The organism is Methanospirillum hungatei (assembly GCF_019263745.1).
Taxonomy (GTDB): Archaea; Halobacteriota; Methanomicrobia; order Methanomicrobiales; family Methanospirillaceae; genus Methanospirillum; species Methanospirillum purgamenti.
In genome coordinates this window covers 1,421,341-1,446,036 of sequence record NZ_CP077107.1, presented here as the reverse complement: position 1 = coordinate 1,446,036, position 24,696 = coordinate 1,421,341, and the positions used below count along the sequence as shown (strand labels likewise).

Annotated in this window: 35 protein-coding genes; 11 read left to right on the top strand and 24 right to left on the bottom strand. The window is 42.9% G+C overall.

Translation table 11 applies throughout. The features are described 5' to 3' along the window. Nucleotide 1: 1 nt before the first annotated feature. The 7 genes from KSK55_RS06825 to KSK55_RS06795 are packed head-to-tail and all read right to left on the bottom strand — an operon-like array spanning nt 2 to nt 2,478. Nucleotides 2-346, bottom strand: coding sequence for a sodium:proton antiporter (locus tag KSK55_RS06825; protein ID WP_218608666.1), 345 nt, complete (start codon nt 344-346; stop codon nt 2-4). Next, nucleotides 343-822 carry a Na(+)/H(+) antiporter subunit B gene (locus KSK55_RS06820; protein WP_218608665.1) on the bottom strand — a complete coding sequence of 160 codons (480 nt, stop codon included), beginning with the start codon at nt 820-822 and terminating at the stop codon, nt 343-345. The genes KSK55_RS06825 and KSK55_RS06820 overlap by 4 nt, the downstream gene beginning before the upstream one ends. Further along, nucleotides 815-1,102 carry a hydrogen gas-evolving membrane-bound hydrogenase subunit E gene (gene mbhE / locus KSK55_RS06815; protein WP_256664252.1) on the bottom strand — a complete coding sequence of 96 codons (288 nt, stop codon included), beginning with the start codon at nt 1,100-1,102 and terminating at the stop codon, nt 815-817. Before mbhE ends, KSK55_RS06820 begins: the two co-directional genes overlap by 8 nt. After that, nucleotides 1,099-1,344: a hydrogenase subunit MbhD domain-containing protein gene (locus tag KSK55_RS06810; RefSeq protein ID WP_218608664.1), complete on the bottom strand. Its 246-nt coding sequence runs from the start codon at nt 1,342-1,344 to the stop codon at nt 1,099-1,101. The genes mbhE and KSK55_RS06810 overlap by 4 nt, the downstream gene beginning before the upstream one ends. Beyond that, on the bottom strand, nt 1,341-1,697 hold the full coding sequence (gene mnhG, locus KSK55_RS06805) for a monovalent cation/H(+) antiporter subunit G (RefSeq protein ID WP_218608663.1): 357 nt from the start codon (nt 1,695-1,697) through the stop codon (nt 1,341-1,343). The genes KSK55_RS06810 and mnhG overlap by 4 nt, the downstream gene beginning before the upstream one ends. Beyond that, a complete protein-coding gene (locus KSK55_RS06800) occupies nt 1,697-1,954 on the bottom strand; it encodes a cation:proton antiporter (RefSeq protein WP_218608662.1) in 258 nt (85 codons plus the stop codon). Before KSK55_RS06800 ends, mnhG begins: the two co-directional genes overlap by 1 nt. Continuing rightward, on the bottom strand, nt 1,951-2,478 hold the full coding sequence (locus KSK55_RS06795; protein WP_218608661.1) for a Na+/H+ antiporter subunit E: 528 nt from the start codon (nt 2,476-2,478) through the stop codon (nt 1,951-1,953). The genes KSK55_RS06800 and KSK55_RS06795 overlap by 4 nt, the downstream gene beginning before the upstream one ends. Nucleotides 2,479-2,695: 217 nt before the next feature. Between KSK55_RS06795 and KSK55_RS06790 the strand changes: the two genes are divergently transcribed. Both KSK55_RS06790 and hisH read left to right on the top strand, forming a co-directional pair. Beyond that, nucleotides 2,696-4,096 (top strand): phosphoadenosine phosphosulfate reductase domain-containing protein, encoded by a 1,401-nt coding sequence (locus KSK55_RS06790; protein WP_218608660.1) that lies wholly within the window; start codon nt 2,696-2,698, stop codon nt 4,094-4,096. Beyond that, nucleotides 4,093-4,698: an imidazole glycerol phosphate synthase subunit HisH gene (hisH, locus tag KSK55_RS06785; protein ID WP_214420433.1), complete on the top strand. Its 606-nt coding sequence runs from the start codon at nt 4,093-4,095 to the stop codon at nt 4,696-4,698. The genes KSK55_RS06790 and hisH overlap by 4 nt, the downstream gene beginning before the upstream one ends. Before the next feature lie 7 nt (nt 4,699-4,705). On the opposite strand, the gene KSK55_RS06780 is transcribed toward hisH, so the two are convergent. The 4 genes from KSK55_RS06780 to KSK55_RS06765 form a co-directional block, all read right to left on the bottom strand. After that, nucleotides 4,706-5,074, bottom strand: a complete 369-nt coding sequence (locus tag KSK55_RS06780) for a response regulator (RefSeq protein WP_218608659.1) — start codon at nt 5,072-5,074, stop codon at nt 4,706-4,708. Nucleotides 5,075-5,187: 113 nt separating this feature from the next. Continuing rightward, on the bottom strand, nt 5,188-5,865 hold the full coding sequence (locus KSK55_RS06775; protein WP_218608658.1) for a 2,5-diamino-6-(ribosylamino)-4(3H)-pyrimidinone 5'-phosphate reductase: 678 nt from the start codon (nt 5,863-5,865) through the stop codon (nt 5,188-5,190). Between the two features lie 8 nt (nt 5,866-5,873). Continuing rightward, a complete protein-coding gene (locus KSK55_RS06770) occupies nt 5,874-6,146 on the bottom strand; it encodes a DUF1894 domain-containing protein (RefSeq protein WP_214420435.1) in 273 nt (90 codons plus the stop codon). Further along, nucleotides 6,134-6,601, bottom strand: coding sequence for a DUF1890 domain-containing protein (locus tag KSK55_RS06765; RefSeq protein WP_218608657.1), 468 nt, complete (start codon nt 6,599-6,601; stop codon nt 6,134-6,136). Before KSK55_RS06765 ends, KSK55_RS06770 begins: the two co-directional genes overlap by 13 nt. 130 nt (nt 6,602-6,731) lie before the next feature. Here KSK55_RS06765 and KSK55_RS06760 point away from each other — a divergent pair, with 130 nt between their 5' ends. Further along, nucleotides 6,732-7,304 carry a hypothetical protein gene (locus tag KSK55_RS06760; RefSeq protein ID WP_214420437.1) on the top strand — a complete coding sequence of 191 codons (573 nt, stop codon included), beginning with the start codon at nt 6,732-6,734 and terminating at the stop codon, nt 7,302-7,304. Between the two features lie 247 nt (nt 7,305-7,551). Here the strand turns inward: KSK55_RS06760 and KSK55_RS06755 are convergent, their stop codons facing one another. The 4 genes from KSK55_RS06755 to KSK55_RS06740 form a co-directional block, all read right to left on the bottom strand. After that, complete coding sequence (locus KSK55_RS06755; protein ID WP_214420439.1) at nt 7,552-8,343, bottom strand: acetoacetate decarboxylase; 792 nt, start codon at nt 8,341-8,343, stop codon at nt 7,552-7,554. Nucleotides 8,344-8,659: 316 nt separating this feature from the next. Continuing rightward, entirely contained in the window at nt 8,660-9,889 is a 1,230-nt protein-coding gene (locus KSK55_RS06750) for an ABC transporter substrate-binding protein (protein WP_218608656.1), read from the bottom strand. A gap of 501 nt (nt 9,890-10,390) precedes the next feature. Further along, nucleotides 10,391-10,588 (bottom strand): type II toxin-antitoxin system RelE family toxin, encoded by a 198-nt coding sequence (locus KSK55_RS16715; protein WP_372238746.1) that lies wholly within the window; start codon nt 10,586-10,588, stop codon nt 10,391-10,393. Between the two features lie 73 nt (nt 10,589-10,661). Next, complete coding sequence (locus tag KSK55_RS06740) at nt 10,662-10,895, bottom strand: DUF7557 family protein (RefSeq protein WP_218608655.1); 234 nt, start codon at nt 10,893-10,895, stop codon at nt 10,662-10,664. Nucleotides 10,896-11,231: 336 nt separating this feature from the next. Here KSK55_RS06740 and KSK55_RS06735 point away from each other — a divergent pair, with 336 nt between their 5' ends. Continuing rightward, nucleotides 11,232-11,702 carry a GyrI-like domain-containing protein gene (locus KSK55_RS06735; protein ID WP_218608654.1) on the top strand — a complete coding sequence of 157 codons (471 nt, stop codon included), beginning with the start codon at nt 11,232-11,234 and terminating at the stop codon, nt 11,700-11,702. Nucleotides 11,703-11,984: 282 nt separating this feature from the next. Here the strand turns inward: KSK55_RS06735 and KSK55_RS06730 are convergent, their stop codons facing one another. From KSK55_RS06730 to KSK55_RS06715, 5 genes are all read right to left on the bottom strand, one after another. Further along, the gene (locus KSK55_RS06730) at nt 11,985-12,470 is read right to left on the bottom strand and encodes a GNAT family N-acetyltransferase (protein WP_214420445.1); all 486 of its coding nucleotides are present in this window, start codon (nt 12,468-12,470) and stop codon (nt 11,985-11,987) included. 392 nt (nt 12,471-12,862) lie between these two features. Continuing rightward, nucleotides 12,863-12,994 carry a hypothetical protein gene (locus KSK55_RS16440; protein ID WP_256664246.1) on the bottom strand — a complete coding sequence of 44 codons (132 nt, stop codon included), beginning with the start codon at nt 12,992-12,994 and terminating at the stop codon, nt 12,863-12,865. Further along, a complete protein-coding gene (locus KSK55_RS06725; RefSeq protein ID WP_218608653.1) occupies nt 12,994-13,428 on the bottom strand; it encodes a hypothetical protein in 435 nt (144 codons plus the stop codon). Before KSK55_RS06725 ends, KSK55_RS16440 begins: the two co-directional genes overlap by 1 nt. A 212-nt stretch (nt 13,429-13,640) precedes the next feature. Beyond that, a complete protein-coding gene (locus KSK55_RS06720; protein WP_218608652.1) occupies nt 13,641-13,814 on the bottom strand; it encodes a hypothetical protein in 174 nt (57 codons plus the stop codon). Between the two features lie 505 nt (nt 13,815-14,319). Further along, nucleotides 14,320-14,508 (bottom strand): hypothetical protein, encoded by a 189-nt coding sequence (locus KSK55_RS06715; protein WP_218608651.1) that lies wholly within the window; start codon nt 14,506-14,508, stop codon nt 14,320-14,322. A 166-nt stretch (nt 14,509-14,674) separates the two neighbouring features. On the opposite strand from KSK55_RS06715, the gene KSK55_RS16795 reads away from it, so the two are divergent. Then, nucleotides 14,675-14,827, top strand: a complete 153-nt coding sequence (locus tag KSK55_RS16795; protein WP_463144708.1) for a DUF7123 family protein — start codon at nt 14,675-14,677, stop codon at nt 14,825-14,827. 345 nt (nt 14,828-15,172) lie between these two features. Here the strand turns inward: KSK55_RS16795 and KSK55_RS06710 are convergent, their stop codons facing one another. From KSK55_RS06710 to KSK55_RS06700, 3 genes are all read right to left on the bottom strand, one after another. Next, nucleotides 15,173-16,894 carry an RNA-binding domain-containing protein gene (locus KSK55_RS06710; RefSeq protein WP_218608650.1) on the bottom strand — a complete coding sequence of 574 codons (1,722 nt, stop codon included), beginning with the start codon at nt 16,892-16,894 and terminating at the stop codon, nt 15,173-15,175. Between the two features lie 151 nt (nt 16,895-17,045). Continuing rightward, the gene (locus tag KSK55_RS06705; RefSeq protein WP_218608649.1) at nt 17,046-17,312 is read right to left on the bottom strand and encodes a hypothetical protein; all 267 of its coding nucleotides are present in this window, start codon (nt 17,310-17,312) and stop codon (nt 17,046-17,048) included. Between the two features lie 4 nt (nt 17,313-17,316). Then, entirely contained in the window at nt 17,317-17,610 is a 294-nt protein-coding gene (locus KSK55_RS06700; RefSeq protein WP_218608648.1) for a hypothetical protein, read from the bottom strand. 770 nt (nt 17,611-18,380) lie between these two features. Between KSK55_RS06700 and KSK55_RS06695 the strand changes: the two genes are divergently transcribed. Beyond that, on the top strand, nt 18,381-18,605 hold the full coding sequence (locus tag KSK55_RS06695; protein ID WP_214420525.1) for a type II toxin-antitoxin system HicA family toxin: 225 nt from the start codon (nt 18,381-18,383) through the stop codon (nt 18,603-18,605). A 1-nt stretch (nt 18,606) separates the two neighbouring features. Continuing rightward, nucleotides 18,607-18,837: a type II toxin-antitoxin system HicB family antitoxin gene (locus KSK55_RS06690; RefSeq protein WP_218608647.1), complete on the top strand. Its 231-nt coding sequence runs from the start codon at nt 18,607-18,609 to the stop codon at nt 18,835-18,837. 16 nt (nt 18,838-18,853) lie between these two features. Here KSK55_RS06690 and KSK55_RS06685 read toward each other — a convergent pair whose 3' ends face one another. Next, nucleotides 18,854-19,063 carry a hypothetical protein gene (locus tag KSK55_RS06685; protein WP_218608646.1) on the bottom strand — a complete coding sequence of 70 codons (210 nt, stop codon included), beginning with the start codon at nt 19,061-19,063 and terminating at the stop codon, nt 18,854-18,856. Nucleotides 19,064-19,163: 100 nt separating this feature from the next. Between KSK55_RS06685 and KSK55_RS06680 the strand changes: the two genes are divergently transcribed. The 4 genes from KSK55_RS06680 (at nt 19,164) to brxC (ending at nt 24,618) form a co-directional block, all read left to right on the top strand. Further along, the gene (locus KSK55_RS06680; protein ID WP_218608645.1) at nt 19,164-19,487 is read left to right on the top strand and encodes a hypothetical protein; all 324 of its coding nucleotides are present in this window, start codon (nt 19,164-19,166) and stop codon (nt 19,485-19,487) included. Nucleotides 19,488-19,598: 111 nt separating this feature from the next. After that, a complete protein-coding gene (locus tag KSK55_RS06675; protein WP_218608644.1) occupies nt 19,599-20,393 on the top strand; it encodes a BrxA family protein in 795 nt (264 codons plus the stop codon). Between the two features lie 86 nt (nt 20,394-20,479). Continuing rightward, entirely contained in the window at nt 20,480-20,962 is a 483-nt protein-coding gene (locus KSK55_RS06670) for a hypothetical protein (protein ID WP_218608643.1), read from the top strand. Nucleotides 20,963-20,973: 11 nt separating this feature from the next. Further along, complete coding sequence (gene brxC, locus KSK55_RS06665; protein WP_218608642.1) at nt 20,974-24,618, top strand: BREX system P-loop protein BrxC; 3,645 nt, start codon at nt 20,974-20,976, stop codon at nt 24,616-24,618. Nucleotides 24,619-24,696: the final 78 nt, after the last annotated feature.

The window sequence follows — 24,696 nt, the reverse complement described above, 5'->3', positions numbered from 1 at the left end:
TTTACCCCTGCAGTTTTGAGACTTCACGGACGTCAGTTGTCCGATAATACCGATAAATTATCATCACCATGGAGAGCAGCAGGGCAAGGGTTGCAACACCGATGACAATGCTCGTCAGCGTCAGAGCCTGAACTGTGGGCATCACCATGGCAAGAGAAGGAGCCCCGGTAAAGATGGGTGCAATTCTGTCCCACCGGTAGCCAAGTGCGATGAGGAAGAGGTTGACTCCGGATTCTATGAGTGATATTCCCATGATAATTTTGATAAGATCCTTTTTTAGAAGGATGGTATACAGGCCGAGCAGGATGGTGATTGCAACGACCAGGAATGGAAGATTATCTATCATTCTCCCTCCTCGTGAGATCGAATTCCACTTGTCATATACAGAATGATGATGCTGAGTCCGCCGAGCACTTCAATCCCCACAGCGATATTCATGATAGGAATTGTGCCTGCGGTATTCAGAAAACCTGGATTAATCCCAAATGGGACTGCCTGACCAAACAGACCTCCGGTTCCATTTAAGAAGTTCATGAAGAAGAGATACCCGAGTGGTATTGCGGCAAGGGCGGTTCCGATAAACAGAATAAGACCTGACATCTCGCATGACTGAAAAGTTTTCTTCTGGAACCATCCCAAAAAGTCCTCCAGTTTATAGGCAACTATCAGCAAAATGAATCCGGTTGCGATTACTGCTCCACCCTGGAATCCTCCCCCGGGGGTTAAGTGCCCGTGAAGCACGATGTAAAAACCAAACACCGTGATAAAGAGGAACATCACATCCGCTGTGGTCCGGATGATTTTACTCAGACTGTCACTCATATTCGTAGTCCTCCTCTTTTTTCCGAAGTCTGAAAAGGACTGATACTCCAAAGACTGCGGTAAACAGGACACATGCCTCTCCCAGGGTATCAAAACCACGGAAATCGAAGACAATGGATGTCACGATGTTATTTGCACCGGTCTGCTCCTGCCCGTGAGCGATAAAGTAGTCATCCATGTCTGACATCGCAGGGCTTCCGAACGGTAATGAGACTGCAGCAAACAAGAGGCCGGCTGCCAGAACTACAAGCGTAAACCATGCTACTTTGGTTCGCATCATGTCACCTCCTGGTCATGGGTCGCCCTGATGGCAATCAAAAATATTGCCGTTGAGACTCCGGCACCGACGGCTGCCTCAGCAATAGCAACATCCGGGGCCTGGAGGATATAAAATTCAATCGAGAGGAGAAAACTGAACGCTGCAAAGGTAACCGCGGCGGAAATGAGGTTCTTCTGCCAGACAATAAATGCTGCAGTGATGAGGATGCCGATTAAAACCAGAATGTGAATAATGTCTATCACAGGCCTGCCTCCGTTAGTTTATCTACGACTGCGGGGTCTGGATTTTGTCCGCTCCGGTGTGCAGCACGGGCGATTGCATGAGATCCTGCAGCATTCGTTATTGCCAGAGCAAAGACGGCAATGATGGTGTGGGTGATGACCATGAGATACTGGGAATCACTGGTCCCTAGGTATTGTGATATTGCAAATACGACCACTCCAAGGCAGAGGAAGATACTTCCAAATGTTGTTGCCTTGGTCGATGCATGAAGTCGCGTGTACACATCAGGGAATCGCAAGAGTCCGATTACTCCAAGAGCATTGAATAAGAGTCCGATGACAAGCAGGACGAGTATAATAGTATCTGCGATCATCAGAGTTCACCGCCGATATGCTTTGCAATATACAGGGTTGAGACAAAGGATAGCAGAGCGTAGACGATTGCAACATCAATGAAGATGTACTGCTGGTACACCACACCGAGCAGAATCATGACCGCTACCGTGAGCGTGTTGATGGTATCCACCGCCACGACCCGATCCGGGTTTGTCGGCCCGAGAACCAGTCTTACCATAGCCCCAAAGGCGATAATTACCGTGAGCAGGGCGGCAATCATAAAGATATCTGTCATTCGGCTATCCTCCGGATCCATGCCGGAATATCCATGTATGAAAAGATCTCTTTTGCCTCAAATGCAGGTTTCTTCTCATCACCTTCGTTCAGATGGATGACGTGGATAAAGAGGTCATGGTTCTTTTCATCTACGTCAACACTCAGGGTTCCTGGTGTGAGCGTAATTGAATGAGCAAGCATGGTCACTCCCAGATCAGATTTCATCCCGGAATGCAGCCTGATAATACCTGGTCTGACCCTTCCGGTAATAACCCGGTATGCAACGTCAAGATTTGCTTTTGTCAGTTCTACCAGGAAAGGCCCACAGATATATATGAGAATACTGATGAGCCGGACCGGGCTTAACATCCGGTAATTCTTATACCTGCAAAAGATCTTCCTACAGATAACTCCGGTCACAAGGCCGATGATTATTCCTGCAAAAATTTCCTCCCATGACCAGAAGAGAACAGAGCCGGATCCAATAACCAACGCCAGATAAAACAGAAAAGCCACACAAGCAGTAACGATAAACGGGATCATTGTATCACCTTTTCCCGGTCATCATAATGGCATACCCATGCCAAACCCTCTCGATATGTCATGATAGATCGTGATCAACTGAGGTGGTTATCCGCATCATATAATATTTTTTATTCGATCAGCTTTCTTATTTTTTTGAAAAACGGCTTTTTTTGAAGTTTGGAGGACTGGTCAGTACAAAGCAGTATGTAGGGATAGATCATACAAATGGGGAGATATGGGTGGATTATACCACGGCAGAATTCTCCTTCACTGGTGTGATTCGTGTCATACGCCGGTTCTTGCAGAGCGTTGTGCATGCGGGGCAAGTACCCGTGCAGTCCCTGTGACCCCTCCTGGTGATGCACGACCAGCATTTTCTGATGATATTGCCTTTGTCAATTCAATATATGAAGATCAGTTTGGAATGTCGATCATTCCCGAAGGCCAGATTGCCCTTCTGAACAAAGTCCCGGATCATGACCGGATGGAAGAGATAATCGTGGGTGGGGCGATAATCGGAGCAATCCGGTACCTTCCGGCAGAAGGTCGCTGGGAGGCTCTTCCCCGTCCGGATGCAGCCCTCATCGCTACCCCAAAAAAGCGGTTTATTATTATTGACGAGGGAGCGCTTTCATCGGTCAGGGAAGGCAGAAGTCTTCTGGCTCCCGGTCTTATCTCCTGTGACTCTTCGGTCAGGGAAGGAGATGAGGTCTTTATGATGACTCCGTCCGGGATCTGTGCTGGTGTTGGCAGGGCACGGGTTGATGCGGATGAAGCAAGCTGCATGGAACGGGGGCAGGTTGTAAAGACAAGAAAAAATATTCCTTCTGCATATACACCCGGTCAGGCAACGTGGGATGATGTCATCAAAGCAAATGCCGACGTGCTATTAAAAGCTGAAGCAGCATCCGGAAAGTTCATCGCCGACAGTATCGGCCCTTATGAGCATCTTCCCATGTCAGTCTCATATTCGGGTGGAAAAGACAGTCTTGCAACATTGCTTGTTGTGATGAACACGTACCGGAAACTCCCGATTCTGTATATCGATACCGGCCTTGAGTTTCCCTCAACCGAAGAAAATGTTTGTGACGTGCAGGAACAGTATGGACTCGAGTGTGTCAGGATAGAATCAATAGAAGAGTTCTGGCAGGACTTTGAAGAATCCGGTCCACCTGCCAGGGATAACCGGTGGTGTTGCAGAACCTCCAAACTTGAACCTCTGCGCCAACACATTGTAAACACCTATGGTGAAGAAGGTGAGATGGTATCATTTATCGGACAACGCAAGTATGAGTCATTTTCACGCATGAAAAATCCCCGGGTCTGGCGCAATTCTTATGTAAAGAACCAGATTTGTCTCGCTCCGATTCATACCTGGACAGCCCTTCATGTGTGGCTCTATATCTTCCGGGAGAAAGCTCCGTTCAATTCTATGTATAAGCACGGTGTTGACCGGATGGGGTGCTACATGTGCCCTGCAAGCGACCTTGGTATTTTGGAGAAGATCAAAATTACGCATCCTGAACTCTGGCAGGAATGGGAGCAGGCCGTATCACAGTGGATGAAAACCAAAGGGATATCGCAAGACTGGTTTGAGAGCGGAGAATGGAGAACACGGGGAGATAAAGCAGTATGAGCACCATTGTTATCGTCGATTATGGCCTTGGGAATATGCGCAGTGTCAGTAAAGCAGTTCAAAAGGCCGGAGCAGAGGTTCTGATCTCGCATGACCTTGATGAGATCCGGGCAGCAGAAGGAATCATTCTCCCCGGCGTTGGTGCCTTTCATGAAGGGATGACCCAGCTTGCAGATCTGTCGCAGACCTTAATCGAATCCGAAGGTCAGGTTCCGATTCTTGGTATCTGCCTTGGTATGCAGATGATGATGGAGTTCTCTGAAGAACATGGGCTTCACCAGGGTCTAGGCCTTATACCAGGGACTGTGAGGCGTTTTTCCGATACTCCGGGGTATAAAATTCCCCATATGGGATGGAATCAGATAAATCTGAAGAAACAGGACGATCCGCTTTTTGAGGGTATCCCTGATCAGTCGTATGTATACTTTGTACATTCATACTGGGCAGATACTCTGGCAGAATATTGTGTCACATCGACCGATTACATCAATACCTTTGCATCGTCGATTCGAAACGGAACCGCTGTCGGAGTTCAATTTCATCCGGAAAAAAGTGGAGACACTGGTCTTTCAATATTACGAAATTTTATCGGGATGATGTGAGGCTGATTTACGGATGCAATGCCATTTCAATAGTAGCGCGAAGTTGATTATCAGTAAAGGGTTTTACAATGTACCCTCTTGGTTTTGTTTTTTTTGCCCGCTCCATAATTGCAGAGTCAATTATTGAGCTGATATAAACAATTGGGATATTAAATTTCCTGATAATCTCAGATGCAACCTCTATCCCGTCCATCTCTCCTGGCAGGTTGATATCCATTAATACCAGAGTTGGAAGTATCTCTTCTATGCGGCTCAGCGCTTCTATGCTATCTTCAGCAGTTCCCGCAACATTGTATCCCATCTCTGAAAGCCGCCAGGAGATGAGATCGGCAATTACCGGATTATCTTCAACAATAAAGAGTGTTACCTCTGGCACAACAACCTCGGAAACTTCACACTTCCAATGCAATAAGGTATCGCATTTGCACAGCATGAAATTATTGCCTAAAAAAATATGGGTGTATTGTTAATTATTTTAGCAGATGCCGATTAATTACCCATTTTCCAGTGGATCAAAACCCCTTCCTCTATTATTGATGTACTGATGAGTTTTAAGGTCGGAAAATCTGATTCTTTGATAAATCCAGGTCCGTCTGCAAGAGTTGGGGCATTATATCCTCCAATGATAATATTGCCCACAAACATGAATAATTCGTCAACCAGACCTTCAGAGATTAAACCCCAGATCAGTGTCCCCCCACCTTCAACCATCAGTCGGGTAATTCCTTCTTCTGCAAGTTTATGAAGGAGATATGTAAGATCTACCTGTTCTTTTCCGGCAACGATCACATCTGATATCGATTTTAGGTTCTGCATCCTTTCCGTTGGTGCTGCTTCAGATACGGCAACGATTCGCTTTCCAGAACCTTTATGGAGGATTTTTGCATCCGGAGGAGTTCGTGCGTGGCTGTCGACTACGATCCGCACCGGGTGTTCTGGTTTTCCCTGCCTGGTTCGCTCGGCGATATGATCAGGTGATTTAATAGTAAGTGAAGGATCATCTGCCAGCACCGTGCCAATTCCTACCATAATGGCATCACATCCGGCTTTTAAGGTGTCTACCCGTTCAAAATCCTGACTTCCAGATATCTTCACCTGTCTGCGCTCTCTGGTAGATAATTTACCATCAGCACTAACCGCTACATTCACGATGACATATGGGCGCATTTCCATCCCTATTTTCTGTTTCGAAGTCGTTCTATCTCTTCCGTCGCCTCAGGAACCCTAATGAGGAATGTCCCATGACAGGGTTTTGTGAAAGGAAAGATCAATGCATTTCCATCCACAGCAACTCTGATTGGTGGAACTCCAATTATGTTGAGATCAAACATCCGGTATCCTGGTTCAATATCATATTTTTCCTGGTACCGGGAGAGGAATTCACGTGATTCTTTAAAGGATATTTTTGACAGAAGAACTTCATACGGAAGTGACTCTAGACATCCCATGGTGCAACCTCCTCAAGTTTTCGTTTTAAAGGCATTGGGTTATGTATGGCAGGTTCGGCAATGATGGTGCAGGGAAATGATATCTCTCGTGTCATCAGTTCTGCTTCTTCACCAAAAATTATTGCAGTAACAGGTCGTTTTGTCAATGATTCTAATGTCGCTGCATAACTTATACCTGCATCATTGTGAACAAATACATAACTGTCAGTAACAGAGAGTGCTCCCTCTGCGAGCGCTGCTATTGTCGCATCCAGATCTTTCATCTCCATGGTGTAATGACCGTCCGGATCTGCAACCCGAATTAATTGTCTGGCAGAAGGGGTACCTGCAATAATGGTTCTGATTCCTGCCTTCTTCATCCGGTTTGAGAGATACAGAACCAGGCTTGTCTGTACCGGGACTTTTGGACAGCCCATTACCAGGAGTGCAACTCTTTGTGTTGGCTCTTCGGGCATAGATATAGAGGTATATGTATCTCAAGGGGTATGAATAAGGTCGTTTTTTCACTGTCATCAGATCTGATACTTTCTCATGTTTTTGGTTTAGAAAGAAACTTCTTGAGCTGCTGATACTGTACAAAGCTATATGCAACGGTTACATATCTGGGTCGCAGGAGCGGTCCTTCTGATCTCAATTCTCGTTTCTGTTACCGTTATCGGCGCAAATCAGACATGTGTGCCATGCGGTGACAGTTGCTATGATCCAAGTACACAATCCTGCTGTCAGGGTGAGGTATATGACGGACTCCGCTGGGGGGTATGCAAAGGAGTCTGCTTTAATATGGAACAGCAGGTTTGCTGTAATGGTGTGCCGGTAAATGGAACCCGGTGTCTTCCATCATGCGGCGATTCATTCTATAATCCAACTACTCAATCCTGTTGTCAGGGAGAACCAAAAGACGGGTTACTCTGGGGTGTGTGTGGAGGGATCTGTTATGATTTAACGAACGAAACATGTTGTAATAATCAAATATACCCGGGGACTGGCTGGCAAAAATGTGGTGACACCTGTTATAACACAAACAATCAGAGTTGTTGTCTTGGGGAAGTATATGATGGGAAGGGGTACACAAAATGCGGTGATACCTGCTATAACCCGAAGACAGAATCCTGTTGTAAAGGGAAAGTTAGTGAAGGAAAAGTTGAGTGTACATATTAATCAATTCTTTTTTTTTTTTTTTTTTCTCATGTGAAAGCGGGATACACTGTCGGTGCCATGTATATCATCTCTGATCTGGTGTGGACGGAGTGATTTTAAAACAGATCGGACACAAGGAAGGGATGGAGAAGTCTGCGAGAAGAGGTACTACGCTTTCCTAGGATCACAACGGATTTCATCCACGGCACCAGGTGGTACTGGGAATGGTATGATAAAAGTAAAATAAACGGTGAGTTATAGAATAAAATCAGTTCTGGATGTAATCATACTCAACCGTTCCGGGAAGCAGAGTCAGGTCACTCACAAAATGAACTCCTGATACTATCCGTTTTATGGGAAGGTCTGCTACGGGTGCCAGTGCATGAGAGAAGAGTTCAAGGTCAGTCGGACCTGTCCAGGCACCTTTGACCGTTACATTTCCAACATGGTACCTGACCAGCTGGTGAATCTTTGGTGTTCCATCGACATCAGGGATCAATTTTACCAGGTAATTTGGTGTCTCCTCAAGCGATTTTTTTATCTCATCGGTTGGCAGTGTTTCCCATTTGTAGCCCATGGTTCCACGGGCGACTTCCAGTTCTCCATAAAATAGTCTGCCTACAAGCGTATCTTTACTTACCTTGTCAACACCAAGGGAAGGAGTTGCGAGTTTTTTTGGAAATCCCCATATCTCTCTCCCGGCCAGGATGGCCGGTTCATTGTCCAGATACATTGATAAAATAAAGAGTCCTGGCTTTCCTTTATACTGGACCGGGATTACCTGTCCTGATTCAGTATAGTCACCAAGTCCTGAAGAATCAGGCATTCGAATAAATTCGTATTTTACAACTGGTTCTGTTATTTCTAGAGGGGGTGGCACTTTTGTCTTTAAAATATCTGGATCAGTCTCATACGTAATGATGAAATATTCCCGATCGACGAAATGGTATGGTGGAGCCGGATATGATGGATTGTCAACAGGCATTGAGATCTTTTCCTGGGGGTAGTTTTCTTTCATGGGAATAGCCTGCCCTGATTGAAAAACAACCAATGATGCCATGAAAACACATGAAAGTAACAAAAACAGTGAGAATTCAGGATTCATGCAACGTTGTATGGAAAGAGAGTATTTAATATTTTACTTTTTGGATTTATTGGGAGAAGCCTGAAATATATCGAGGAAAGGGATAATGACAGATTTTTTTATCTTGCTTTCTTAACCTGATTTACCGAATAGAGCAAAAAGGGTCTTCATTGAGGAATCGGATGATCCCTCAATGAAATATCCATTCCTTTCAGGAAGGGGACATTTGTTGACCATTCCATGCTGTTTCTTGTTCTTTGGCGAGATCGTGACGTATTTTTTAGATCAAATATTACATGGTGGTACTATTCAGGTCGACGAGGGGAATCGTGGTATCCATCCCATACAGATATGTGAATGATGGAACCCAGGTATACTTCCCGTCATCTCCTTTTCTCACCTGGTAAAAGCAGTAATCACCAAACTCGCGATCACCGTTTTCGTTCAATTTGAGCCTGCCTGTTGCACCATACGACGTTTTTCCCAGGTAATCTGCAAGATAGAGATTGTCCTGTATGCCAGACATATTGTGCTCGACAATCCGGGTTGCCATAACCGTTTCATCATAGGGGAGAATCTCGTAAATATGGGGCTGACGCCCGCCGATAGCGGCCTGCACGGTCTCATGTACACGCCAGTAATCAGAACTTGCAACCTGGCTCGCGTCAAAGGAAAGTGCGGCAAGCCCGGTTGCATCTGCAAACTCAGCAGCCGTTTCATTCTCAAGGACCGTCGGGTTCAGGGCAACACCATCCATCCCTGACCAGTGAATCTTTTTCAGGTTTGGATATGCAGAAGCCTGTGCCATCAGATCCGTTATCTCATCCATGGATATGGCAAAGATGCAGACGCTCTCTTCCCCATATTCTTCAATGACAGGAGTAACGAGAGAATCGAGTTCATCAAGGGTTCCGGTAAAGTCCTGGGTATTCGGGGGATATGAAACGATACCGGTAACATTGGTGACCGAACTGACCAAATCAGCAAGATTAATTCCGTATATATCCCCCCGTGATACAACAATGGTCATCGGGTTAATCATGCCCTTGAAATCGGTATTGAAACTTTCCAGTGCCTGGAGAATATGGTAATCATCGGGACACAACCTGACAACTGCATCCCCGGGGAGTGACAGCTTGATTGAGGTAGACGGGCTGATTGACAGGATCCCCTCGTTGGTGATGATCGGCAGGTACCCGGATACCTCTTCAGACGTAGTTGGTCCGACAATGATCTGCACACCCTGGTTGATGAGATCCCGAGCTGCCTGTGCTGCAGCTTCCTTTGATCCGTCTGTTCCGGCTTTCCTGATGATAACCGTTATGTTTTTTCCGGTCTTTGCGTAGTATTCGTTCATGTCAGCTGCCGCAAGATTCACGGCTGCTTCAATTCCCTTCGCAAATGAAGCGGAATCTCCGCTTTCATCGATGATTGCCCCGATAACTATCTCTCTCTCTGCAGATACAGATCCGACAAGGAGGGCACACCACAATATCAAGATGCAAAAAAATATCTTTTTCATAAATTATTACTCCATTGTGACATCCGGCTTTTCAGCACCAATTCCGGACTCAGGGTTCCCATATGGAATATTTCCTGTATTCATTTAAATCTGATGAAATGATGCAGAGGAGTTATTAGTTCGCATCCTGCCAGACTGCCTTTCTGATGAAAACAGGCTTCTTTTTCCTCCGGGGCCGTCTATCTGGCAGCAGCAGGGGGAATAATCCTTATTCCCTCAATGGCATACAGAGAGTCTTAGGGGTATAGGGGTAGTCTTTAGGTAATCCGCTACCTTGTCTATTCAGTCCTGAGTTATGTCTCTATGGTGTAGAAAAATGATGTTTCGATCAAAGATGGAGTGATTAAAGCTGTAAATGAGGAGCCATGGCTTCCTGATTTCTCTTAAAAAACTCACTTTCTATTTATTTCACCTTCTCATGAACCAGTATTGACCTGATTTTAAAAAATCCTTTTACCTAAATACTAGGTTTCACGAGTATGGCTGATTAGTAACGATAACTTAGTATTTGCGATATGCATGCTTTCGATGTCCTGCATCAAGCACGATGATGATCAGTGTATCCTGTTCAATCCTGATTGTGACCTGGTATATTCCTACTCGTAAGGAGTATCGTCTGACGCCATCAGGGCTTTTCAATTTCTTTAACGTAAGAGCAGGATTTTCAAGATGGCAGAGTTCTTCCAGTTTCTGATATATTGTGAATCGGTACTCTTTGGGTATCTGTTTCAGACCCTGCTCTGCAGAATGGGTGAAAGAGAGAGTAAAAATATTATTCGTCCCCCAATCTTCTTTTTATCTCTTCGAGGGAGTATGTCTTCCCGGTTTTGTATTCTTCCTCGGCTTTTTGAACCCTGGCCCATGCTTCGGGGGTGAGTTCTTCCTCCTCGGAACAGAGGGTGATAAGTCGTTCTATTACCTCTGCATAGCTCTCTTCAGGTAGGGCTTTGAGGTTATCTAAGGCGTGTATGGTAGATTCAGGTAATTGGATTGTTGATGTAGACATATGAATGAGTTATATTGATGTGTAATGATATCAGTTCTAGGTATTTTTAAAATTTAAATTATATCTTAAGATAGATTTGTTCAAATAAAATGGTGTTAATTTTCATTCAAAACGTTTTTAAATGCTTTTTCGAGATGTGAATAGATATATTTCAACATAGGTAACTATTCAGCCAACATCACCGTTCTGAATATTAAAATTTCAATTTCTCTATACTGTGTAGGAACTATTCAGCCAGGGGAAGAAATAATATTCCTGAATTGATGATTACGGCTGAATAGCAACGAATATTGTTAATTCACAAATTTTATGTAATCTGTGTTCCATTGATCGATTATGGATGAAATCACCATCATTAACCTCCCTCCTCAACAGGTAATGGGGATAACAAAGACAGGAACATACGGGATAATACCTGAACTCCTTATGAAAGTCTATGAATCCATTGTGGATAAGAAACTGACAATCACCGGTGCACCGATGTTTATCTGCCACGAAACCTGTCCTGAAGCAGTATTGGAGGCGAATGAGAAAGGAACTGCTGTTGTGGAGGTTGCCTGGCCTGTATCAGGGAGTTCTGATAATTCCGGTGAGATCAAAATGTATGAACTCCCGGGAGGAAAAATGGTTCGGGCTTTTCACAAGGGACCCTATGAAACCTGTGAATCAACATATTATAAAATATTTGATTGGATTGATGAGCAACACCTTCAGATTGCTGGCCCAATCAGGGAGATATACCCCAATGATCCCAGGATGGTAAAACCCGAAGAGATACTAACCGAGATCCATGTCCCTGTCCTGTAAATTTTTTTTGCATGGATACCAGGGAAGTGAGAACAGAAACTCCAATTTTGATACCAAACACTCGTTGCCGCCGAGTGTTTAATAAAAGTTTTGGATAATCGGATTATCTGTTGTATTATTCAGGGTATCGATGAACATGGTACATCGAGCAAATAACACGAGAAACAGATAAATTACCGCTCTACCGATCCACATGAGAAAGATGTGAAGCTGGAAAAGATCGGATAAACAATAAGATACACCGGGAAATCCCATCACGAAATTAAGTGGATCAAATAATTTTTATTTTGTCATAACTTTTTGAAACACAAACATTGGTTCATCACTTTTGGGATCCTCTACTCTAATCATCTGAAAACCACATTTGTTTACATAAAAATACACATTTCTCATCAAAACAGGTGGTGTTATTGTTGTCCATGTCTTTGTTTGTGGATATCTTTTTTCAATTTCCAACCATGCTCTATAACCGATACCTCTGTCAAGATAATCAGAATCGACAAATAAAAGGCTTAAAATGTTGTGATTATCATCCTTAATCGTTAATACAGCCCCTCCAACCATCTTCTTATCTTGATAAAAAACTAATGGAGTTTCTTCTGTTTTTTCAAGTATTCCATCTATTGATGGAAGGTCTTCGGGATCATGATTTGCTCCATAATTATCCGGAAAATCGTGCATAGAAGCGGCAAAAGATATCTCCATCATTCTTTTCGCTTCATTGAAATTACCCGGATTCATTGGTGATATTGTAATATTCTGCAACATTTAATCCAACATCTGTGCTATCATAGGAATTAAATGGTTTCTGGCCATCAATTATTATATGGATTTTTTTGATTTCAATGGGCCTGTTGGAGGTAAATCGAGAATATTACAATTCAGGGTTGATAGGAAAGTTCTGTTTATCCTGATTGAATGATGAATTATAATGATATCGTCATGAGTTCGCGGGAATAGAGGTTACATCAATCCTTAGCAAAAAACCGAATAACCATCAGTCCGAATTTTTACCAGGTTACAATGTTAAGTATGAATTTGAATTTTCATATCTCACCTCTGTAATCGTTACCTCACCATCCGACTCAGTCAACTACCCCAAACAAAGCCGCCTACAGTCTCAATTATCTTCACAATCCTCCTGGATTCAATACTTCTATTCACCACTCCTTCCAATTCGTCTGCCCATACATTTTCGCTTTCCCGTATACACCTGGAGGAGAATCCGGGATCTGATCAAGATACACCTGTTCTTTGAGTGTCAGGGCTTTTCCCTTGAGAGGATTCTTCACTATCTGAAAAAAAAATCTGCCTGACCATCCAGTTCAAGTAGCCCCCGGTCCATAATCACGGTAATATGCACAACTGGGCCACCATGCAAAGCCCGTTTCCTGAAGACGGAATTGAGACTTTTTTGTTCATCCGGACAATCGGGTTTGAACCATGAAAGATGATGTTCGATGATGAGAACAGCCGATGTATTGTTCTCTATGGTCATCAGTAATTCGGGAAGATTATTGATCTGGAGGTGAGTATATCGGTAACGATCCTCCTCCCGGATCTTCAGAAGCGGAACGTATTGATGATTATTGATATATGTTATGTGCCCGGTCTTATATCGGGATGGGAGATTTGACAGTTCTTTACGAAAGAGAGTATGAGATCCCTGGATAAAAGTGAATGCATTCTGTGGAAAAATCTTGAGAGGATTGTTTCTATCCTTCATTTACTCAACATTGGGACCAACAGTATATGAATTTTTGATAAACCGGGTGAAAGTGAAAGAAGCGGTTTTTGGATTTATACCTGGTGGGAAAAACATAGAGGTATTAATCGAGAAAACCTTCTTTTAATCGCCCTAACTTTTCCTTTATTGATGTATGATCTGGTTCGGGAATATCCTGAAAATCCCGGAAGGCATGCGTATCAAGGAGTATTCTATATTTCATGAAGCTCAAGAGTACCTTCGCTTTTTCTTTTCTGATATTCACCAATTAACTCGATTTCATCATCAAGAGGTTCAACCTCTCCGATTAGCCGGGTATCAATGATGCTCTCGATTTTTTGGAGAAGAAATAAGACTTCATTATTCTCTGATACAACCTTAGCCATATAGTTCTTATCATTAACAGGAATTATTATAAATTTCCTCCTTAGTAAACATTAACAAGCCCTTTTCGCCAGTTCAAGTAGGTATGCCCAAATTGAATTACCTGTTTCTCAAATAAATCATCGTAATGAACACAACTGGGACATCACATCCGAGTGCTTGTAATGTAAGACTGGGTCATTGCCTTTCCGCGATGAGAAAAAATCCTCACACTCCCATGCTAGAAATGTGAAAATTACTCCACCAAAAAAGAATGTTGCAACCGGTTGCAACTCCTGAAACAAAATAGATTTCAAAATTTCACCCGCATATCATGTACATTTTCCATCTCCATATGTAACTGATAAACCAGATGCAACCGATGAATAATCCTTCGTTCATCAAAGGGTTTGAAGGGAGAATGTGGTTCTCAAAAAATCGCAATATGTAAACGAAGAGGCGTTTCAGACTGTTTTCCATCGGTTTGGGCTATTTGTCTTTTAACCTGTTTCGAACAACACTTGTATGTCACATAAGAAGACCTGCGAAAAATCCTGGAAGTAACTCCAGGATGACTGACAGGATCTCTGTCGGTGAGTAGTGTTCAACATGTCCTCTGCTCTGTTGTATCCAACTCATCCCGTAAAGGGAACTCCCCCGGTCAGGAGAGAGTTTCATGTCCTCCGACTCTTTCCTCCTGACCAGAACGAACTTCACCCGGTCTACACCAGACCGGATTTCCTCCTACAATTCATTCAGCAAAATTCAGTACTTATGGAGATAGACATGCTATTACAAAGTAAATTTACCACAACATACAATGAAAATCAGATTTGTTTGATAGACTACCTGAAGACCCAGATGAAGCCCGGTTCAAACTTCTATGTCGAAGTATATCGCTAAGGATACCGGGTTATCTTCAAAAGAAGTGGGTACCAATATGGCTTTACTGTCGGAGATCTGTCCGGAGTTTAAGATTGAGCGGTATAGTTATTCGAACAGTACCACCTGGCTGATGACAACGCCCCAGATATAATCCTATTTTTTCCTCCTCGTTATTATTGTCCTGCTACCTTTCCTTTCTGATTCCGAAGAGTATCGTAAAGGATCAAACAAAGATATCCTGCCTGAACTGAATACTTAACCCCTGATTCTGGCCGATTAATCCTTTAACATGCGATATAGGTTAGTTATCTCACTATTTTGATACACACTCAGAAGCAATACAAACATCATCAGATGGTGAGTAATCTTCCTGGAGTTCTTAACAATGTAAGATCTTGATAAGAAGGAAAAAAATAAAAAAATAGGTTTTATTCTGAAAGAAGCAGCTATCATTGAACTTTTCTTCTTGATGTTCTTAACAGTGTTAAGAACTCTGTTAAGAACCCTTGAGTCTATATTTTCTTTGAGAACCCTTCCCTTCAGCAACAAGAAAACCATCATCTCCGGACCATTTTTTCAGGTGTCGTGATGCCTCTACCTGGGCAGAGTCACTATCTCCAAGATCCAGTAATTGACGACATTCTTTATTTGTGATCACTCCATGAGACTGAAGATAATCCCTAACCATTTCTGGGTATCTTATAGGGTCAATTCCCTTTGACTTTGAATATGCAACCTTTCCAATTAGCTCTTTTGCAATGGGTTTTGCAAGGTAATATGTTGCTGTTTTTGTGTGTCCCTTTCTTTCAAGAATTCCTCGCTTCGGATGACTCATCTTATCTAGGGCTGCAATGCCCATATTCCGATCTAATTGGAGGATGTTTGAAACATCATCAGTGCTGATAAACCGGTGATCTTTAAGATGGGTCAAGACAATCAACTCATCTAGCCCGATATCTTTTCCCTCCCTATGCCATCTGGCAATAAGACTTGCCATTACATGGTCGAAACTTCCATCGAAGATGTGAAGGGTTACGTGGGAACTATCCGCCTCGTAATGAGGCATTCGTTTCCCATATTCAAGCATTGGTATGAATATCTTACGCCTTCCTGTTCCTGCTGACTCAACGAGTCTCAGTTTAAGAAAAGCGTTGGCCAAAGTCCGGTTACGAGGGGCCGATTCATGACGAAGGATATTCTGGAGTGTAATTCCCCCAATAAAACCTCCTGGACTGGTGACTACCAGTTCCTGAGAAGCATGCCGGATCAGCACTTCTCCAGGATTCGTATAATCACGGTGTGTTACCGCATTAAGCACTACTTCACGGACCACATCAAGAGGAAATGCAGGGATTCTGAGGTTAAATAAGCCAACCTGGATCTCCTCTTCTGGATTGGTTGGGCTTGAAAAGATGTTTTCTATCTTTTCAATAATCTGAAGAAGCCCAATTCTCCATAGATCATTGCGAGCTACTTTGGTTTCTGATGGCTGGTGGACATAATGGACCTGATTTTGCGGACAGAGGGCAGAGATGATGTCTGATTTTCCGAATAGAAGGAGTCCGGTATTAGTTACATTATTCCCTCGAATAGCCTCCAAGCCTCTCAAAAATGGTTCATCACTCATTTTAAGAAGTTCGGACTCTGGGTTTTTGCTTCGTAATATTGCCCGAGCTCTTGCAATTTCGAATGAATCAAGATCTTCAAAGGTAATACCATGGACCGGCTGCCCACTCCAGTCTACTGCTCCGGTTGAAACTCTTGATGAGGCAAATACAGCAGGGTCCATGGGCATACAGTTTTTTCCAACCCGCTGTTTAAACAATCCCTGCGTAGTTCCATAAGGTGGATTGTCCCCTTTTGGGATTCTGACGATGAGAAGTTGCCCAGTACCTTCGGGAACTGTTAGTTCTTCCACTTCAGCATGGATATGAGGAGTAGTTCCATCAAAAATCCCCCTTCTCCATGTGTCAAGAGTATATGCTTTAACACCATGAATCGCATTCGAACGCCCAAGGGTTTTGTCGGAAACACCAAAAACAACAACCCCACCATCCGCATTTGAAAAGCACACAGCGTATTCGATAGCGACCTTCATGTCGTTTTTAGAATCGTTCCACGGTTTAAAATCCAGGGTTTCAGATTCTAGATTATCAGCAATAGCATGGTCCAATTGGTCCAATAATTGAAGGATATCATCGTTTGTTGGAATGGGCATCGTCTTTGTCTGTCTATATGTATCTTGTTGATACCATTAGAATATTGCAAAAAACTGACTATTCATAATGCCTGGGTTCCCGTCTATTCATATCGAGTACGGCAAGCTTACTATCAATTCATGATACAACCATTTTAGTTCATCAAGAATTTCACCAATCTCGAAAACTGGTCTGTCCATAAACCTGTGCTTTTTCCATTACTACCGGAGGATACTCAGGTAGTTTATCGAGATAGGTCTGCTCTTTTATTGCCAAGGCCTTCCCCCGGAGGGGTATCTTCCCTAACTGAAAGAAGTAATCTGCCTTCCCATCGAGTTTGAGAAGCCTCCGATCCATAACAACGGTAATATAAAGAACAGAACCTCCCAATAATGCCCGTTTTCTACACACCGTATTGAAATTCAAGAGTTCATCCATGCAGTCAGGTATACCAGGAGTGATAATGTTCCATTATGAGAAGTGAAGAAATATCGAATTCGATGTAGGTGAGAAGTTCAGGGAGACTCCCAATCTGCAAATGAACAAACCGGTCCTGATCCTCCTCGTTAATCATCAGAAGAGGGATGAAATTATGGTTATTGATATAGGTGATTTGTCCGGTTGGGTATCGGGAAGGGATATCGGCTAGTTCTTTGTGAAACTCTTCGTGGGAGGTCTGGGTGATGGTGAAGGCATTGGGGGGGAAATTCTTGAGCGGATTGTTCCGATCTCTCATTACTTATCTCAATAAAGTGGGAGTATATGAATTTTAGATAAGCAGGGTGAAAGTGTAAATTGCGTATCTTCCAACCCCATCTATCAAAAAAATCGAATCAAGCGTCCCGGCTGCTACCGGAGTCCTCACCCTTGTCGTCGCCCTCTGCTCCTTCGTCCTCTCCTTTGAGAGCTTTCGCTCAACAGCAGTTCTCGCGGATTTGATCCTATTCTCGCTCGGGTAGCTGGCCGAACTATATCGATGCCCTCCTCATCTCCGGGCCCTCTGGTCCTCCGGTCCAACGTCCAGGGGTCATCCTCGGCGTTCGGGTGGGGAGCCCTCATCTCCTTCACCGGAATCAGTAACTGATTTAACATCGCCCACTCTCCGGGTGGGTATTTGTATCAGGCTACCCATGAGAGTTCCGCCCATTTCGCTCTGCATTAGTATGGGAGTACTGATGAACATCATCCGGTCAGACCTGAGAGCTGAGGTTACAGCGGGTGTGACAGCTTTACCGCAGCTCAGTGACAAGGAGGATCGAAGTGAACGGATCAGGAGTTAAATAGAACTGCATCCGGAGAGCGGCTGCTGACATAGCCCGCAATATTGGGGTAACAAGGCAAACAGCTTCACGACACCTGAGTAAAATGAGGGTGTTACAGGGGGAGGAGTGATAACGATAATCAGATTCGGCGAAAATAATATCCGAGCAATAATCGCACTAATCATAACAGTTTGAGTACTACTTTGAAAATCAAACACATATTGCGCCACAATATAGGAGTAAGATGAAGAACCTAAAAGGTTTGAAAGGCCAAGAAGCAATTAAAGGCTTCTATAAAGCGGGTGGAATACCCAGAAAGGGCAAAGGGGATCACATTAACATTAAAATGCCCAATGGACAACTAATAACTATACCAATATCTGGTGAAATAAAAACCGGATTGCTAAAGGCATCAATCCGTAAAGCCGGACTAACTGAAGAAGAATATTTACATTACCTTGAGGATTGAAATGACTGAATATACCATTATTATTCATCCAGCTGAAGAAGGAGGATATTGGGTTGAAGTCCCAACATTGCCAGGATGTTTCTCACAAGGGGAATCAATAGAGGAAGCAATGATAAACGTCAAGGAGGCAATCGAGCTCCACATCGAAGGTCTCATGGAAGAACACGAACCAGTCCCCGTTGAAAATGATCTCATTATCGGAAGAATTCAAGTACCTCAAATTGAAGCCTAATCCATACACTTTTTTCCTATCTAATTTGATCACTCATCCCGGCAAGAGCCGGAGTTCTCACTCTCGTCGTCGCCCTCTGTTCCTTCGTCTTCTCCTTTTCAAATCTCCATTCATCAGCAGCCCTCGCCGATTTAATCCTCTTCTTGTCTGGTGCTGGCCGATCTGTATTGATACCCTCCTCATCTTCGGGCCCTCTGGTCCTCCGGGAAATAAGTCCAGGGGTCATCCTCGGCGTTCGGGTGGGGAGTCCTCATCACCTTTACCGGGATCGCTACCTTGGTTTAATATCGCTCACTCTCCGGGTGGGTTTTTGTATCAGGCTTCCCATGAGAGTCTCACCCATTTTGCTCTGCATTTCCGTTGAAGTGCTCATGAACATCATCTGGTCAGACCTGACAGCTGAGGTTACAGCGGGTGTGACAGCTTTACCGCAGTTAGCTGACAATATGGATCGGAGTGAACGGATCCGGAGTTATCTCGAACTGAACATTGATGTAATGATAGCTGACAAGGTAAGCAGCTTCAGGATTACTATTCTTGACCCCTCTCCTTGGGGGATTTTAAGGATGTTCCGGATGGATATGGGAGTACATGATAATTTTTTCCCAATCTGGATTGCATGTAATGATTTATTTAATAGTTCATCATAAATAAAATGAATTTGCAGGTAGTATTAACAAAACCCATTAGATTTTCAAAAGGTAACTACCAAATAACAAAACTTATAGGGCAATAATAGAATATTTTTAGAAATAAAGACCTTGGAGCGAAACATTACTAACAATTTACTCTCATCACCATATCGTGATGAAACACCTCATTGTGCACGACACCAGATAGGTGCGTTAATTCATGAAAACTGGCTAGTTTTTTCAGCATTATATGAAGGACTTTCTATTAAAGAGGTTCGACAAAAAGCATCCGATGGGATATTGTTTCCTCAAAAGGCCAGAACAACCCGTGAAAGATTCTGGGAAGTAATTCAATATCGTTATTTAAGCAGACCTGAGTGGGTAATAGCAGATATTTGTTCTGCAGCTAAGCTAGGAGAAAGGGATTCTGATTTCCTCCAAATGTTACAGATACATTATATTTTACGAGACTCATTAACATCACGGCTGATTCAAGATTATATTTGGAACAGGTGGGAAAATCAGGACCTTCAAATATCAAAAGCAGATCTTATGGTAGCCATTCAACATTTTGGAGTTGGGCATACTCGGATTGAAAGACTAACTGAAAATAGTTTAAATTTACTGGCTCAAATGATATTAACTTCTCTTCGAGACTTCGGTCTTTTCGAGGGAAAAGTAAAAAAAAGTCTAGTAAAACCTATTGTATCTCTTCAGGTAGTTTCACATCTTCTTCGTATTTTAATTCAAGAAGGATATGGAGGAGATACAATAATCAATAACCCTACCTGGCGGATGTTTTTAATGACACCTGAAGATGTTTCACATCAACTTCATCTCCTTTCTCAACAAGGAACGATTCAATTTGAACGGACTGGTACAACTTCGATATTAATAACACCCAAATCCTGGTTGGAGGGATAGAAACGACAATAGATTGGAAATGGAAAATAGAAGAAGCAATAGAAAGAATTAAAACTCGATATGATTTTATTGGGCATAAAACTGGAGTGCCGTTTCTTGCTATAGTTTATCCCCCTGAAGTTGATCGAGCTTTTCAAAAAGAATTGCAAATCCAAATCGAAGCATTGGCTCCAGATATTGAAGGCAGATTCGTAGATATCGTTGAGATTACCCAAAATGTTATTTCTGATTTAGGGATTGAGACGATTATCACGGAATTATCGGATCCTGACAACTCAGAGAATGCAAAAACAGATCTTGGCAGAATGTGGATAGAAGAGATTAAGAGTGCTGTGAGAAACGCATCCTCTGTTTCTTCAGAAGGAAAACCTGTAATAATTATTGATGGGATTACCGCTCTTTTCCCTGCTGCCGGGCCATTTATGCTCATGCAAAGTTTGTGGAATGATGAGCAGGCAAAACTTAATTGTCCCATTATTGTTCCTATTCCAGGAATGGTGACTGGTCCTCGCAATTATCGATTTTTAAATCGAATTGATGAGCTTATGTATCGGGGAGATTTATTGTAGGGGGGGTACTTATGAAAATCGAGGAAATTTTTGAAATTCCAATATCGGATAAAATTGAAGCTGTAATTAAGGTTGCAGAAAAGGGAGATGAAACCAAACTTGCTGCAGAGATTGGTAGTTATGTTGTAACTCCTCTTATCGAGAAAATATTAGATGAATTTCTCGATCATTATACCGATTCATTCAGAAAAGACACCACAGAAGTGGGTGTTTGGATATCTGGATACTTTGGATCTGGAAAGTCTCATCTTGCAAAAATAATGGGCTTACTTTCTGAGAATCAGATAATCAAGGGTGTGACAGCGTGTGAGCGATTTGAGAGCAGGATTACAACAGGATCAAACTACCGTGATTCAATAATCCGCAGTTTAAAGCTCATGAATCAGTGTGATACTGAAGTCCTTGCATTCAACCTGAATACCATACAGGATGCAAAAAAGCATGATCTGGCCCATCTTCTTCTTTCGCAGTTTTATTGGTCGCGGGGATATTGTACAAATCTAACTTATGCAAGAGTAATTGAGGCTGAAGTTGACCGTTCAGGAAAACTGGATGACCTCCACCAATTAGTAGAAACCTTATCCGGAAAAAAATGGGAAGATATCAGGAAGAATCCTACCTTCTTCCTCAAATATTTTTATGAGGCTGCTTGTACCCTGCTTCCGGAGAATTTTCCAAACGCCGATTCTTTAAAAGAATCTCTTCAACGAGCTGAACGCGAAGAACTGGTTAATGTCGCCTTTTTAGTTCAGGAATGTCTTGCATATCTCAAACGTAAAGAGCTACAACATCCAGGGCAACCACAACGGCTTCTCTGGGTACTTGATGAAACGGGACAATGGATAGAAGCTAACAAAGGAAGATTATCTGCAGTTCAGGCATTTATTGAAGAATTAGCGATTAAGGGTCAGGGGAAGATTATGGCGATAGTAACAACCCATGGAGATATGGGTGCTATCTATGCTGAAGCTCGAGCACTTGACACCGAGATGAAAAAAATTGCAGGAAGATTCTGGATAAAACCCACTCTCACGACAGAGAACATCGAGTTGGTTCTTGAAGAACGACTTCTAAAAAAGAATCATGGTGGAGAGAAATTACTTGCTGATGTATATTCAAGACGTGGAGGAGGTCTCAGGAGTATTGGCGAACTTGCGAATACAAATCAAAAACTTCCTGATTGCACAGATACCTCATTTATTAAATATTATCCCTTTTTTCCCTATCAGATTCACCTCATCCCTGAAATTGTAAAGTCCATTCGTTCGAAGGGTGGTCATGGAGAACAGATGAGTGGTTCGACAAGAACCCTCCTTGGCATTGTACATGGGATATTGAAAGCCGGAAGAAGGCCTTACCTTCATTCTGAAGTCAGACCCATGGTTTCATTTGATGAATTTTATTATAATCTAGAGGGGTCGGAGATCAGTCCTGATGTGAAATCTGATATCATGAGGATTGTATCCAAAACCGGAGGTTCTGAACTTACCAGGCAGGTTGCTGAAGTTCTTTACCTTGTTCGAGAGCTTCCCTATATACCCCGCTCTTTAGGAAATATATCCCGCCTACTCGCTTCAGATATTGAAGAAGATCTTCCACAAATAGAAGCCAGAGTAGAACAAGAACTGGCAGTTCTTCAAGATGCAAAACTCGTTGCAAAATCCGGAGATGAATATGAATATCTTACCGGAGAAAAGCGTTCTTTTGAAGAGGAAGTTGCATCTCTTATGACCATGGACCCGACTGATAAGGAAAAGGGTCTGACTAAATATTTCGTGAAAGGTGATGGGAAGGAACCATATGTCGAATGGCTTGGAATCGCAACTCTTGAGTATCTGGGTAACAGATTTCCGTTTACCCTTATCATTGATCATACCCCGGTTACCGGTACGAGTGGAAGTGTAACTCTTGATCTGATTACACCATATGGAAGAGTGGCACAAAAGGAAGATTCTATTGTCCAAAACAGTTTGACATCGCAGAATACTCTTTTTGTTGTTTCAGGACGTGTTCAGGAGCTGGAGCAGAATCTTACCAGATATCTTGCTATGAAGACTGTTGCAGAGAATTGGAGAGGTGATTCCTCAAAATCTGAGGAGGCACGAAAGCTCGCTCGGGAACGTGAAGAAAATGACCTCAAAAAACTTCGTCGTGCAGTTATGGATGATCTTGCAACAGGTCTTGCCGGAGGCACTCTGATATTTCGTGGAGCAAAAATTCCGATTCCACAAAAAACAGGGATGAAACCTGGGGATGCTCTCCGTTCTTTATGTGGAGATCAACTGAAGAGCATTTATACTCAGTATGATCGTGTTGCAGTTCGGGTGAAAGATGACCAAAAGGCTATTCGTGATGTAGTTTCAGGAAAAGGAGCATCAAATGCTGATGTCCGAGATCTGAATGTCTATGATATCGGCTCTTCAACCCTGAATGAACACGCAGCTTTATTAAGTGAGGTTTCAGGGTATCTTCGTTCAGAGTATATGCAAGGACGGAAAGTAACTGGAAAAGCCCTGATGAAACAGTTTGAAGAACCTCCCTATGGATGGGACTCGAATGCAATCAGAGTGGCTGTTGCAGCTCTTGTTAGAGAAGGTCGTATAGAAATTAGTATTGGAAACCGACCCTTTAGAAATCTGGATGATCCAGAATTACTTGAAGCTCTCCGTATTAAAACAAAATTTGATTCTTCAAGTATTGCACCTGCCGGAGAGGTTGATACTGCTGATGTTACTACCGCTCGAAAATTCCTGATTCAATTAACCAAAAAGAAGAATATTGATGAGACCGCTCCTGCAATTTATGCTGCTTTTGATGAGATATATCAGAGTGTAACCTCTCTTGCAAAACCAGTAAAAATTTGGGCATCAGGTTCAGGCCTTCCCATACCCACGACTTTTTCTGAAGGGCTTATCGCTTTTGATGATGTTTTTTCGATTACAATTCCCAGTCAACGTGTGATTGAGATTGTAAAGAACCAGGATCTTCTTTCCCAGGGATATAAGGCAGTTCATGAATATGCTACATTTCATACCAAGCATGGAGCAACCTTTGTCGATTTGAAAGAATTTGTACAAACGCTTGAGGGAATATTACATTATGCAACTGAAAAACCGGAGATTGATGAGTTTGTTTCACGGTATAAAGAAGCGACTCAAGCCAGGAAAGTAGTTGATCCTACTGTCTGGTCTGGTCTTATCGATGGTAAAAACAAGGCAGATCTTGCCCTTCGTGAACTGATTGTAGATTGGAAGGAAAAAGCGAGGGATGCTGCTTTTGAGATACGTTCTGTGGTCATTGACAAGGCAAAAGGTCTTCAAATTGAAGAAGAATTTGTAGAAGGGTTGCTTACTGACCTTGGGAAATGCTCACAGATGATTGATGCGGAGACACATCCTGTAACTCTGGCAGTCCTGGCCGGGAGGATATCTGGTCTTCAACTAGGGATTATTAATAAACTGGAAGATGAGTATAAAAGACGTCATCCTGATCCCTTTCCTGGAGTGCGAGAAACAAAACTCGAAAAGATTAAGGTCGCTGATTTCATTCAAAAGAAACGGATTGTTTCAACAGGTGACTGGGATCAGGTACGTGATTCCCTGGACAAGAAGGTAAAGGACCTTCTGAAACAGGAGTTTGAGGTTGAATTGGAATAATACCAATTAGCAAGAGCAGAATTTTCTCTGTTTCCAGTCAGATCAATTATTTCTTCTAACAGTCCCTATTATATCTCA